A 12,606-nucleotide genomic window follows, 5' to 3' on the forward strand; every position below is an offset into this window, starting at 1 on the left:
AAGGAGTTTGCCTCATGGCACAAACCGAAATCAAACCCGAAGACGACATTCTGGGCCGTGCACGGGTGCGCGACACGCCTGAACTGGAAGCCTATTACGAGGATCTGGCCAAGATCGAAACCGGCGCGCTGTGGACCGTGGCCAATGACATTGAGCCATGGGAACCGACGCCCAAATCGGCCCCGGTTCTGTGGCGCTGGGAAGACACGCGCCGTCAAGTTCTGCGTGCGATTGACCTGGTGCGTCCCGAAGATGCGGGTCGTCGCGTGGTGTATCTGCGCAACCCGCTGCGAAAGGATGTGAGCGCGGCCTGTGGCTGGCTGTTCTCGGGTCTTCAGACGATGAAGGCGGGCGAACGGGCTGGCGCTCACCGACACGCCGCCTCGGCGCTGCGTTTTATCATGGAAGGCTCGGGCGCTTATACCATCGTGGATGGGCACAAGGTAGAACTGGGTGCGCGCGACTTTGTGCTGACGCCCAATGGCACATGGCACGAGCACGGCATTCTGGAGACCGGCACCGAATGCATCTGGCAGGATGGTCTGGATATTCCGCTGACCAACTGCCTTGAGGCGAACTTCTATGAGGTTCATCCCAACGATTATCAGACCACCAACATCCCGATGAATGACAGTCCGCTTACCTATGGTGGTCCGGCGCTACTCCCGCAAACGGACAAATGGGACAAGCCCTATTCGCCGTTGTTGAAATACTCGTGGGAGCCGACTTACGAGGCTCTGCTGAACTATGCCAAGATCAGCGAAGGCTCGCCCTATGACGGGTTGATCATGCGCTATACCAATCCGCAGACAGGTGGTCATCCGATGATGACGATGGGGGCCTCGATGCAGATGCTGCTGCCGGGTCAGCACACCAAGGCACACCGGCATACCGGCAACGTGATTTACAACGTCGCCAAAGGCTCGGGCTATTCCATCATCGGCGGCAAGCGGTTCGACTGGACCGAGCGGGACATCTTCTGCGTTCCTGCCTGGACCTGGCACGAGCATTGCAACACCTCGGAAGGTGATGATGCATGCCTGTTCTCGTTCAACGACTTCCCGGTGATGGAGAAACTGGGCTTCTGGGCGGAGCAGGCATTGGAAGACAATGACGGTCATCAGATCGTCGAGGGTTAAACGCGAACAGCCCCTTCAAGCAGTGAAGCGGTGGGGGCCAAAAGAGGATATAAACCTATGAAACTTGTGACCTACCGCGACAGCGCGGCCGGTGAGGGGCGCCTTGGTGTCGTCAAAGACGGGCTTGTTATTGACGTTGAGTATCTGGGCGAAGCAGTGGGCGAGGCTCTGCCCTCGACCATGCTGGATCTGATCGATCTGGGCCCGGACGCCCAGGCCTCCATTACGCGAGCGCTTGAGGCCACCGACGGGTCCCGCCCTGCAGGCATCGCGGTGCCGAAAGAGAACGTGCGGTTGTTGGCACCAATCCCGCGCCCGCGCAAGAACATCTTCGGCATTGGCCTGAACTACGTCGAGCACGTGGCCGAAAGCGCCAAGTCGCTGGACACTTCGAAGGATCTGCCGAAGGAGCCGGTGGTGTTCTCGAAGCCGCCCACATCTGTGATCGCCAACGGCGAGCCGATCCAGCACAACGCGTCGATGACACAGATGCTGGACTGGGAGGTCGAGCTGGCCGTGATCATCGGCAAGCGCGCTACCCGCATCAGCAAGGATGACGCGATGAGCCATGTGTTTGGCTATTCGGTGATCAACGATATCTCGGCTCGTGACAACCGCCGTGCTGGCCAGTGGATCTTTTCCAAGGGCCAGGACAGCTATTGCCCCTTTGGTCCGGCAATCATCACCGCAGATGATGTGGCCGATCCCCACAATCTGGATCTATGGCTGACCAAGAACGGTGAGGAAAAGCAGCGCTCGAACACCAAACACCTGCTGTTTGATATCCCGACACTGATCGCCGACATCTCGTCAGGCATTACGCTGGAACCCGGCGACATCATCGCCACCGGCACCCCGGCGGGTGTTGGCGCGGGCCGTGATCCGCAGGAATGGATGTGGCCCGGCGACGTGATCGAATGCGGTGTCGACGGCATCGGTGTGCTGCGCAATCCGGTTGTGAAGATTGGCGACTGACATGGCTGGCATTCAGGAAAACATGCACCAGACGCTCAAGATCGGGCAGATCGTTCCATCGTCAAACCTGACGATGGAACGGGAAATCCCGGCCATGCTGCGCGCGCGTGAAGAGGTGCTGCCCGAGCGCTTTTCGTTCCATTCCTCCCGCATGCGGATGAAGAAGGTTACGAAGGAAGAGCTTGAAGCCATGGATCGCGACAGCGACCGTTGTGCTTTGGAACTATCGGACGCAGATGTCGATGTGATGGGCTATGCCTGCCTTGTCGCCATCATGTCCATGGGCAAAGGCTATCACCGCGAAAGCCAGAAGCGTCTGCATCAGGTGACCGTGGACAATGGACATCCTGCGCCGGTTGTCAGCTCGGCCGGTGCGCTGGTTGATGGTCTGCATCTGATGGGGGCCAAGCGGATTTCGATCGTGACGCCGTATATGCGTCCGCTGACCAATCTGGTTGCGGATTACATCGAGGCCGAAGGCGTCGAGGTGTCGGACAGCATCGCGCTGGAAATCCCCGACAACCTTGAGGTTGCCGCCCAGAACCCGCTGAACCTGACGGAGATCTACAAGCAGGTGAACCTGAAAAACATCGACGCGCTGGTCCTGTCGGCCTGCGTTCAGATGCCGTCACTTGCCGCGATCCAGAAGGTTGAGGACGAATGCGGCATCCCGGTTCTGTCCGCAGCGGTCGCCACGACCCACCAGATGCTGAAAGAGCTTGGCCTGGACGCACGCGTTCCCGGTTGCGGCACGCTGCTGTCGGGCAAATTTGCATGAAACTCTTCCGGACGCGGTTCCAAATCGCGCCCGGCCACTGACACGCGGCAGGAGGAGCCGCGCCAAGGTTATAAGGGAGAAGACGGATGTTTTCGAGATTTCTAAGCACCGCCGCAATTGTTTCGGCGGCGACGATGGTGTCGATGCCGGTACAGGCGCAAGAGGTCACTCTGACCATTTCCACCTGGGCACCGCCCACGCATGGCATCAACGCCACAATGTTCCCCGAGCTGATCCGCCTGATCGAAGAGGCCACCGAAGGTCGCGTGACGGCTGAGATGAAGTACAATCTGGCCCCGCCGCCTGCGCAGGCCGATATCGTCTCGGACGGGATTGCTGATATCACATGGATCGCCCATGGCTATACGCCGGGTCGTTTCCCTTCGGCTGCTATGGCAGAGCTGCCGGGTTTCGGTGGCAATACCGAGGCGTTGTCGGTTGCCTATTGGCGCACCTTTGAAAAGTTTTTTGCCGAGGCGAACGAACACCGAGATCTGAAAGTTCTGGCCGTTCATACCCATGGCGACGGGATGCTGCATTCCTCGACCAAGATCGAAAATCTGGATCAGGTCGCGGGCATGAAGTTCCGTGTTGGCGGCGGCGTCGCTGGCCACGTTGGTAAGGCGTTGGGTCTGTCCGCGATCAACGTGCCTGCGCCGCGTGTCTATGAAACGCTCGCGTCGAACGCGGCAGACGGCGCGATGATGCCGATGGAGGCGAAGGTCGGCTTCCGCCTGACCGAGGTTGCGCCGCACAGCTATGACATGCCGTCTGGATTCTATCGCACCTCCATGGCCACGGTCATGAACCGCGACGCGTTTGAAAACCTCAGCGAGCAGGATCAGGCCGCTTTGGACGATTTGTTTGGCGAGAAGCTTTCGGCCATCACCGGCGCGATGTGGGATCAGTTCGATCAGGAAGGGATTGATGCATCAGCTGCGGCAGGGACCAACACGATGACCATGGCCTCGGAAGAGGATCAGGCCGTCTGGGCCGCCAAGGCCGATGTGATCGTGGCGGAAGTTCTTGAAGAGATTAGCAAAACCGGCGTCGATGCAGAATCGGCTTATGCCTACTTTCGACAGGAATTCGAAAGTCTGAACACGCAATGACCACCTGAGCCGTTTGGGCAAGCGCCAGTTGGTGTCTTGCCCATCGGCACGCGTATCGCAGCACGCGATGCAGGACCCTGAGGAGGAGGTTCCATGCAAGACAACGCTCATCCACTCTTGGTATCGCCAATCCGGGGCGCGTGGCGCGTGAGCCGATGGCCGGGCAGGAGCTGACATGATGACCCCATCCTCTGAAACCTCCAGACTGAAACTTTGGTCCGAACGGCTTGCTCTTGGCCCGGCAAGGATTGCTGGGCTTGCCCTTATGTTCCTGATGGTTTTGACTTTTGTCGATGTGATCTCGCGCAGCGTGTTTTCCGCGCCGCTGGGCTTTTCGGCAGAGCTGACCGAGATTTCCATGGCGGTCATCGTCTTTGCCGCTCTGCCCATGGCCACCTTGCACGATGGCCATATCGTTGTGGATCTGCTGGACAAGCTGTTTCAGGGCAAGGCCGCTTATCTGCGCGATATGATGGTGGATGTGGTCTGTCTGGTGTCGCTGGCCTATCCGGCGGTGCGCGTGTGGACCCTGGGCACCCGCAGCCGCAGCTATAACGAAATAACGGAAATCCTCGGTTGGCCGCAGTTCTATCTGATCTATTTCGTCTCAATCGCCCTTTTCGGCTGCTGCGCCGTCTATGTGCTGCGCATCCTTATCCGGTTCCAGACAGGGGCCAGCCCCCAGCGAGAGGCTTCATGTTAATTTCGATACTTGGTTTCTTCGCGGTTCTCGCGCTGGCCTTTGTGCGCATCCCGATCGCTTTTGCGATGGGGATCGTCGGCTTTGTTGGCACCGCCTACCTGACCAGCACCAAGGCATCGCTGTCCCTTACAGGTCGTTTGATCGTGGACACGTCGCAGGACTATGGACTGTCGGTTGTGCCGCTTTTTATCCTGATGGGGCTGTTTGTGAACAAAGGCGGCCTGTCGCGTGAGCTGTACCGCGCGGCCTATGGGTTCCTCGGCCATATGCGGGGCGGACTGGCGATGACAACCATCACCGCCTGTGCCGGGTTCTCGGCCATTTGCGGCTCGTCACTGGCGACAGCGGCCACCATGTCGAAAGTGGCTATGCCCGAGATGCGCAGGCTGGGCTATGCTGATCGTTTGTCGACCGCTTCGATTGCGGCGGGGGGCACGCTGGGTATCCTGATCCCGCCCTCTGTCATTCTGGTGATCTATGGTCTGATGACCGAGACCAGCATTGGCAAGCTCTTCATCGCGGGCATTATCCCCGGTTTTCTGGGCGTGTTGTTCTACCTTCTGGCCGTTCAATGGACGGTCCGCCGCGACCCCACCGCCGGACCGGCGGGTGATCGTAGTTCCTGGCCGGATCGCCTGCGCGCGCTACGCGACATCTGGATGGTGCTGGCCCTGTTCTTCCTTGTGATCGGTGGCCTGTACGGGGCGTTTGATTTTTATCCGCTGAACCTGACCTTCTCACCGACCGAGGCTGCGGGCATGGGCGCGGCAGGGGCCTTCCTGATCGCGCTGGCCCGAGGCCAACTGAATCTGCGTGCCGTCAACGAGGCGCTGACCGAAACCGCCGTGACCTCGGCCGGGCTGTTCGCGGTTCTGATCGGTGCCTGGATGTTCTCGAATTTCGTCAATCTGGCAGGCCTGCCCGAAGCGCTGCGCGAATTCGTTCTGGGTATCGGAGCGACTCCGATGGCGGTGATGATCGTGATCATCCTGATCTACATCGTTCTGGGCTGCGTGTTTGAAAGCCTGTCGATGTTACTGCTGACGGTGCCGATCTTCTTCCCGCTGGTGACATCGCTGGGTTTTGATCCAGTCTGGTTCGGCATTATCGTCGTTGTCGTCACTGAAATCAGCCTGATCACTCCGCCGGTAGGGCTGAACGTATTTGTCCTGAAAGGCGTTGTGAACGACGTCTCGACCGGGACGATCTTCAAGGGGGTCACCCCGTTCTGGGTTGCCGATATCTTTCGGTTGATCCTGTTGCTCTGGTTTTCGGGGCTTGTTCTCTTCCTTCCCAACATGATGTGAGGTGCCATGGAAAAAGTTATCACCCGCCTGAAGACATTTCAGGAGCTGTTCCACCGGGACCGAAGACCCGGAGACCTGATGTTCGCGCTGGCATTTCTGGCATTCTGCATCTTCCTGTTGTGGAACCTTGAGGGGCAGGCCCAATGGGTCAAGAACACCAAACTGGTGGCACAGCCCGCGTTTTGGCCGACTGTGGCGGTTTATGGCATGGGCATCTTTGCACTGCTGCACCTGATCGGGTCGCTGTCCTCGCCCCGGATTCCTGGGCGATTGAAGGAAATTTCGTTCTGGGTGCGCTCGCTGGAATATGTGGCCTATTTCCTGATCTATGTCAGCATCGTGCCGGTGATCGGCTATCTGCTGTCGTCAATCGTGTTTGCGCTGTTCCTGACCTTCCGGCTGGGATACCGCCGGGCTACGGCGTTTGGCATCTCGACTGTGTTTGCCGTTGCGGTTGTGCTGATCTTCCGCGCCGGTCTGCGGGTGAAGATACCAGCAGGGCAGATCTATGAGTATCTGCCAGACGCCGTCCGTTCTTTTGCAATGATCAACCTGTGAGGATCAAATAATGGACGCACTCCTCGGAGGAATTCAGATCCTGCTTAGCTGGCAGGTTCTCGTCGCCCTGTTGATCGGTTCGATCGGCGGCGTGATCATCGGTGCCATTCCCGGTGTTGGCGCGGCTGTGGCCATCGCAATCCTGCTGCCCGCTACATTCTCGTTTGAGCCCATCGTGGGCCTTACCATGCTCCTGGGGATTTACGGCAGTTCGATGTATGGCGGATCGATCCCGGCCATCCTGCTGAACACGCCGGGCACGCCTGTGAACGCGCTGACCACGTATGACGGCTATCCGATGACCAAACGGGGGCAGGCACACCGGGCGCTGTCTCTGGCGTATTCAGCCAGCTTCTTCGGCGGTGTTTTTGCCGTGATCTGTCTGATCATTCTGGCTCCTGTGCTGGCAATGATCGCACCGCATTTTGGCAGCCGCGAGATCTTTCTGGCGGCGCTACTGGGGATCATTCTAGTGATCCTGGCGCACCGAGGTCAGATCATGGCCGCTGGTATGATGGCGTTTCTGGGTATCTTCCTGAATACCGTCGGATTGGAACCCGCAAAGTACACGCATCGTTTCACATTCGGTCAGAATTGGCTGACCGGTGGCGTTGACCTTATTGTTCTTGTGCTGGGCCTGTTTGCGATCAGCCAGGCGCTGTTTCTGATGGTCGAAAAAGATGAGATGCCCAAAGCCGAACGCGTACAGGGCAACATGCTGGGCGGTTTTGTCGAACTATTGGGCCTGAAACGCGTGGCCTCGGTCGCGGGCAGTTTTGGCGTCATGATGGGTACCATTCCGGGCGTGGGTGAGTTCACCGCTCAGTTCCTGTCGTATACCTACGCGCAGAAAACCTCGAAAACCCCCGAAGCGTTTGGGGATGGTTCGCCCGAGGGTCTGGTTTCATCCGAAGCGGCGAACAACGCGGTGCCTGCTGCGGCGATGATTCCGCTGCTGGCGCTTGGTATTCCGGGTGAGGCGCTGACGGCCATGATGTTATCGGTGTTCTATGTGCACAACGTCATCCCTGGTCCGCAGCTGTTCCAGGGCAGCATGGACTTTGTGATGGCGCTGTATATCGCGATGCTGCTGCTGAACATCATCGTTCTGGTGTTCCTGCTGTTCTCGACCAACCTACTGTTGCGCATTACCCAGATTCCAACCCGGTATCTGGGACTGATGATCCTGTTGCTCAGCTTTGTCGGGGTTTACTCTCTGCGGAACTCGCCTGTGGATTGTGCCATGGCAACCGGGTTCGGTGTGTTCGGTCTAATCCTGAAACGCCTGAACCTGCCGATCGTTCCGATCATTCTGGGCGTTGTTCTGGGTGGCATCATGGAGGTCAAGCTGCGCAGCGCCATGGCGCGCGTCGACAGCCCGATTGATTTCGTCAACCGCCCGATTTCGGCCATTCTGGTTTCGCTGATCCTGATCGTGCTTGTGCAACACGTCCGAGCCCTGCGGTTCGAACACAGGCAGCGGCGGCTCAAGAAACAGATGGAAGGCGATAAGCCACCCAAGGATGAAGGCGTGGCACCCGAAGGCTTCTGATCCTTCTAGGCGACAGGGTGTGGCGGGTGATTTCATTGCCGGCCACAACCAGCATCAGGAAGTAATTGCAGAATTCCGCATCGGTCCAGCAGACGACCGTCCACCTCGCCACGCACCGGCGAGGTGACGATATCGTCCAACGGGTTCTTGCGGCGATCTTACGCCCATCTCACGGGCAATCAGCGATGCGGGATGACCGGTTTATTTCGAGCAGGACAGCAACTTGATCCTTCTCTCACCCGAGAATTTGCGCCGCGCGCCCGCGGCCCAAGAACCGACACTTAGCGCGGCGAAGCTGCGGCGGAGACTGGCAGCCGAAGGGGGACCTTTCGCGACATCCTTCGCAAAAAGCGGATCGAGATGGCGTCACGTCTGTTGCTGGATGAAAGCTATGGCGTGCTCGGATTCGCGGAGCGCTGCGGGTATTTCGTAACCGCCAGTTTCACGCAGGCCTTTGCTGAGGAAACCGGGAAATCCCTGCGTCAATTTCGATTGGACAGCCGGATATCCTGACAAAAAAACCTGCCGGCGAAGCGCCGGCAGGTAAGGTGTCGAGAAGAACGCTCGGGGAGTTCAGTTTGCGTTCATCTCGGCAATGTTGCCCAAGGTCGCCCCGTCTTTTGCGATCTGTGCGGCGGCCTCTTCCGGGGTCTGCCAGTAGATCAGCGCACCGGTTTGCTGAGACAGCTCTTTCGCGGCATCGCTGGTTGCGACTTTCTGAGCGACGGCGATGATCTTGTCGCGTGCGTCCTGAGGGGTGTCCTTATGAACGAACAGGCCGTTCCAAGTTCCTAATTCTAGCTCGGGCTTCAACTCACCCAGAGTCGGCACGTCAGGCAGGATCGCGATGCGATCTTCTGTGACAGTGGCCAGCGGGGTGATGCTGTCGAGGCAGGGCTGAACCAGTTGCAGCGTGGTGTTGATCACATCCGCATCGCCCGAAGCAAGTGTGTTGCAGTCCAGCGCATCAAACGCGGCATCGCTGCCCCATTCAAAACCAAACGCTTCCTGAGTGGCCATGGTCACCTCGGTCGGAGAGGCACCAGCGCCAAAGTGGCCCACAACCAGGCTGTTGTCCTGCGCATGCGCGGCAAGCTCTTCCATGGTTTTAAACGGAGCGTCACCGGCAGCGGCCAGAATGAACGGGTAGGTCAGAAAGATGCCCAAAGGCTCAAACGGGTCTTCTGCTAGGTCCGGAATACCGATCTGGGGGCCGACGATCGGGATATCCAGAACGAACGAACCAATGGTGTAACCATCTGCTGGCTGGTTGGCCACGAACACAGCGCCCGGGAACGGACCACCACCGCCACCTGGCTTGTTCACAACTGCTGCAGGGACGCCGTAGGTAGCCTGAAATTCATCGGCAATCATCCGGGTCAGAACGTCTTCAAGGTCGCCTGGGGGGAAGGGCACAACAAACTCAACCGGTTTTTCGGGATATTCCGCAACAACCGGCGCAGCGGCCAAAGTCGCCAGTGCGACCGACGTATAGAAAGCAATTTTCCTCATAGTTTTTCTCCTGTTGGCTCATTTCAGCCCATTGCTATTTGGGTCAAGAAACATGCTGATGAAAAGATTTATATGTAAAATACTTTTTGAGTCAACCACCTTCCTCTAAACGTCGCGCTTGACAGATTTTCTTTTATATATAAATCTATGCAAAATCATACATTAGATTCGAGGGGCTAGAAAATGCCAGCAATCGCATACGAGGTTGTAGCTGCCACCAGCGAAACACCCGATATTCGGCGTATCGTGATGAAACCGATTTCGCCGATTCCTGTCGTGTGGCGGGCCGGGGCGCATATTCGCGTCAACCTGCCTGAGGGTGGTGATCGCGCCTATTCCCTCCTGCGCCTGCCAAAGATGAAGGCCGGGCATCTGGCCGTTGGCGTTTTGCGCGAACCCAACAGCCACGGCGGTTCGAAATACATGCACTCGCTTAAGGCCGGAGATTGGATACGTCTGAACAATCCGGCCAATCATTTTGAGGTGGAAGATCACGACGGGCCCTGCCTGCTGATCGCGGGCGGCATTGGGATCACGCCGATCTTGTCGATGGCCTCTGATCTGTCCAGAACCGACCGTGAGTTTGAGGTTCATTATGGCGGACGCGCTGAAGGTGCGCTGGCCTTTGTGCCCGAAATGCAGGAAATCTGCGGTGACCGCCTGAACCTGCATTACGACGATCAGCCCAATCGGATGAATCTGGTCGAAATTCTGGAAAACGCCCCCGATAACTCGCATGTCTATTTCTGTGGCCCGCGCGGTATGGTCGAGGCGATCATCTCGATCACCGAAAACCTTGGCTGGGATGATGAGCGTGTGCATTTCGAGGTCTTCGCCGCCAATGCCGATACCTCTGGCGATACTGCGTTTGACATTCAGATCCGCAGCACGGGTCAGGTTGTCAAAGTGGCGTCGGACAAAACCATCGTCGAGGCACTGGAGGAAGCAGGGCTTGACCCGCTTTACGATTGCCAGCGCGGCGATTGCGGCATCTGCCAGTGCAAGGTCCACGAAGGTGAGCCCGAGCACCGGGACGTGGTGCTGACCAAAAAGGAACGGTCGTCGAACTCGAAGATGCAAATCTGCGTTTCGCGTTCCAAATCCCCGAAGCTTGTCATCGACATCTGATTTAGGAAACAGGAGGAAGCAATGGATCGCTACCGCGGGAACCCACAAGCCATCGCTGATCTGGTCAAGGGCTATGCTGTCCATCGTGACACATATGTAGATCAAGAAGTCTTTGACCTTGAGATGGAACAGCTGTTCCCGAACTGCTGGGTCTATATTGGCCATGAAAGCCAGATCAAGAATTCCGGCGATTTCATCACATCAAAGATCGGGCATCAGCCGGTTCTGGCCTCGCGTCATCGTGACGGTCAGGTCTATGTGATGCACAACCGTTGCCCGCACAAAGGCGTCAAGATCGCCTCCGAACCCTGCGGCAACACCGGCAAGTTCTTCCGCTGCCCCTATCACGCTTGGTCGTTCAAGACCGATGGCTCGCTGTTGGCGATCCCGCTGAACAAGGGCTATGAGGGCACCGGGTTTGACGCGGATCGCGCGGCTCAGGGTCTGCCCCGGATCGAGAACGTGAAAATCTATCGCGGCCTGATATTTGTGCGTCTGGCTGAAAAGGGCCTGAGCTTTGAGGAATATTTCGGCGAGTCGCTGACCACGATCGACAACATGGCCGACCGCTCGCCCGAGGGTGAGCTTGAGGTGCTCAGCGCACCGATCCGCTACATGCATTCGTGCAACTGGAAAATGCTGGTCGACAACCAGACCGACACCTGCCACCCGATGGTGGCGCATGAAAGCTCAGCCGGGACTGCGGTGAATGTCTGGGAACGTGCCAAAAAGGCCAATCCGGATCTGGAAACGCCGATGGCCGTGCAGCTTTATGCGCCCTTCATGGCACCTTACGAATTCTACGAAGGCGCAGGTATCCGCGTTTGGCCGAATGGTCATGGCCATTCCGGCGTGACCGGCTCGATCCACCAGGACTACGAAGATGTCGATGGCTATCTGGGCAGGATGGAAGACGCCTACGGCAAAAAGCGCGCGCATGAGATTCTGGGCGACGTGCGGCATAATACCAACTACTTCCCGAACATCATGGTGAAGGGTCCAGTCGGCATTCTGCGCAACTTCATCCCGCTGGCCGTGGACAAGACGCTGGTCGAGAGCTGGGTGTTCCGATGGAAAGGCGCGCCGGACAAGCTGTATGAGCGGGGCCTGATGTACAACCGCTTCATCAACGCGCCGACCTCGATTGTGGGCCATGATGATCTGGAAATGTACGAACGCGCGCAGGAAGGTCTGTTGTCGGACGGCAATGAGTGGATCAACCTGCACCGTCTGTGGGAAGAGGATGAGGCCGAAGACACCACCGAAGTGGTCAACGGTACCTCGGAACGTCAGATGCGCAACCAGTTCTACGCCTGGCGCAAATTCATGATCCAGAACATGGAAAACACCGTGGAGGCCGCAGAATGAACCGCGACGATCTGATTGATTTCGTCTATGACGAAGCCGCCATGCTGGATGACATGCGGTGGGAGGACTGGACCAAACTGTTTGCCGAAGATGGCCGATACTGGATGCCGCTAGAATGGCAACAGGAAGACCCGATCCTGCAACCCTCGCTGATGTACGAAGACCTGCTGCTGCTGACCGTTCGGGTTGAGCGTCTGACAGGTGAACGGACCTTCAGCCAGAAACCCAAAAGCCGTAGCCATCACCTGATGGAACGGCCCCGTATCCTGTCGATGGGGGAAGAGGACGGTATATACAGAATGCGCACCTCGTTCCTTTACACCGAAACGCGGGGCGACCTGTTGGAACGCTACTCTGGCTGGATCGGGCATCAACTGGTCGAGGTCGACGGTGCTTTGAAGATCAAGCAAAAGCGCATCGACCTGATCAACTTCGACGCACCCTTCAGCAACATTCAGCTGTTTATCTGAGGCA

At 57.8% G+C, this 12,606-nt stretch carries 13 protein-coding genes; 12 read left to right on the forward strand and 1 reads right to left on the reverse strand.

Annotated elements, in window-relative coordinates:
• Positions 1 to 14 precede the first annotated feature (14 nt).
• The 9 genes from RA27_RS17570 to RA27_RS23775 all read left to right on the forward strand — a co-directional run bounded on the left by RA27_RS17570 (position 15) and on the right by RA27_RS23775 (position 8,637).
• Positions 15 to 1,139, forward strand: a complete 1,125-nt coding sequence (locus RA27_RS17570; RefSeq protein WP_039542100.1) for a cupin domain-containing protein — start codon at positions 15 to 17, stop codon at positions 1,137 to 1,139.
• Positions 1,140 to 1,196: 57 nt separating this feature from the next.
• Complete coding sequence (locus tag RA27_RS17575) at positions 1,197 to 2,114, forward strand: fumarylacetoacetate hydrolase family protein (protein ID WP_039542103.1); 918 nt, start codon at positions 1,197 to 1,199, stop codon at positions 2,112 to 2,114.
• Position 2,115: 1 nt separating this feature from the next.
• Positions 2,116 to 2,892, forward strand: a complete 777-nt coding sequence (locus RA27_RS17580) for an Asp/Glu racemase (RefSeq protein WP_275451359.1) — start codon at positions 2,116 to 2,118, stop codon at positions 2,890 to 2,892.
• A gap of 86 nt (positions 2,893 to 2,978) precedes the next feature.
• Positions 2,979 to 4,004: a TRAP transporter substrate-binding protein gene (locus RA27_RS17585; RefSeq protein ID WP_039542105.1), complete on the forward strand. Its 1,026-nt coding sequence runs from the start codon at positions 2,979 to 2,981 to the stop codon at positions 4,002 to 4,004.
• A gap of 178 nt (positions 4,005 to 4,182) precedes the next feature.
• Positions 4,183 to 4,707, forward strand: a complete 525-nt coding sequence (locus RA27_RS17590; protein WP_206540002.1) for a TRAP transporter small permease — start codon at positions 4,183 to 4,185, stop codon at positions 4,705 to 4,707.
• Positions 4,701 to 6,014: a TRAP transporter large permease gene (locus tag RA27_RS17595; protein ID WP_039542108.1), complete on the forward strand. Its 1,314-nt coding sequence runs from the start codon at positions 4,701 to 4,703 to the stop codon at positions 6,012 to 6,014. Before RA27_RS17590 ends, RA27_RS17595 begins: the two co-directional genes overlap by 7 nt.
• A gap of 6 nt (positions 6,015 to 6,020) precedes the next feature.
• Entirely contained in the window at positions 6,021 to 6,572 is a 552-nt protein-coding gene (locus tag RA27_RS17600) for a tripartite tricarboxylate transporter TctB family protein (RefSeq protein WP_241484100.1), read from the forward strand.
• Between the two features lie 10 nt (positions 6,573 to 6,582).
• Entirely contained in the window at positions 6,583 to 8,124 is a 1,542-nt protein-coding gene (locus RA27_RS17605; protein WP_039542111.1) for a tripartite tricarboxylate transporter permease, read from the forward strand.
• 336 nt (positions 8,125 to 8,460) lie between these two features.
• Positions 8,461 to 8,637, forward strand: a complete 177-nt coding sequence (locus RA27_RS23775) for a hypothetical protein (protein WP_343294166.1) — start codon at positions 8,461 to 8,463, stop codon at positions 8,635 to 8,637.
• A 60-nt stretch (positions 8,638 to 8,697) separates the two neighbouring features.
• Here the strand turns inward: RA27_RS23775 and RA27_RS17610 are convergent, their stop codons facing one another.
• Positions 8,698 to 9,636 carry a tripartite tricarboxylate transporter substrate binding protein gene (locus RA27_RS17610; RefSeq protein WP_039542113.1) on the reverse strand — a complete coding sequence of 313 codons (939 nt, stop codon included), beginning with the start codon at positions 9,634 to 9,636 and terminating at the stop codon, positions 8,698 to 8,700.
• A 183-nt stretch (positions 9,637 to 9,819) separates the two neighbouring features.
• Here RA27_RS17610 and RA27_RS17615 point away from each other — a divergent pair, with 183 nt between their 5' ends.
• From RA27_RS17615 to RA27_RS17625, 3 genes are read left to right on the forward strand one after another with little or no spacing between them, the layout of a single operon-like run.
• A complete protein-coding gene (locus RA27_RS17615) occupies positions 9,820 to 10,764 on the forward strand; it encodes a PDR/VanB family oxidoreductase (protein ID WP_039542115.1) in 945 nt (314 codons plus the stop codon).
• A 21-nt stretch (positions 10,765 to 10,785) separates the two neighbouring features.
• The gene (locus tag RA27_RS17620) at positions 10,786 to 12,132 is read left to right on the forward strand and encodes an aromatic ring-hydroxylating dioxygenase subunit alpha (protein ID WP_039542117.1); all 1,347 of its coding nucleotides are present in this window, start codon (positions 10,786 to 10,788) and stop codon (positions 12,130 to 12,132) included.
• Positions 12,129 to 12,602: an aromatic-ring-hydroxylating dioxygenase subunit beta gene (locus RA27_RS17625; RefSeq protein WP_039542119.1), complete on the forward strand. Its 474-nt coding sequence runs from the start codon at positions 12,129 to 12,131 to the stop codon at positions 12,600 to 12,602. The genes RA27_RS17620 and RA27_RS17625 overlap by 4 nt, the downstream gene beginning before the upstream one ends.
• Positions 12,603 to 12,606 lie beyond the last annotated feature (4 nt).

It is taken from the genome of Ruegeria sp. ANG-R, from assembly GCF_000813985.1.
Lineage (GTDB): Bacteria > Pseudomonadota > Alphaproteobacteria > Rhodobacterales > Rhodobacteraceae > Ruegeria.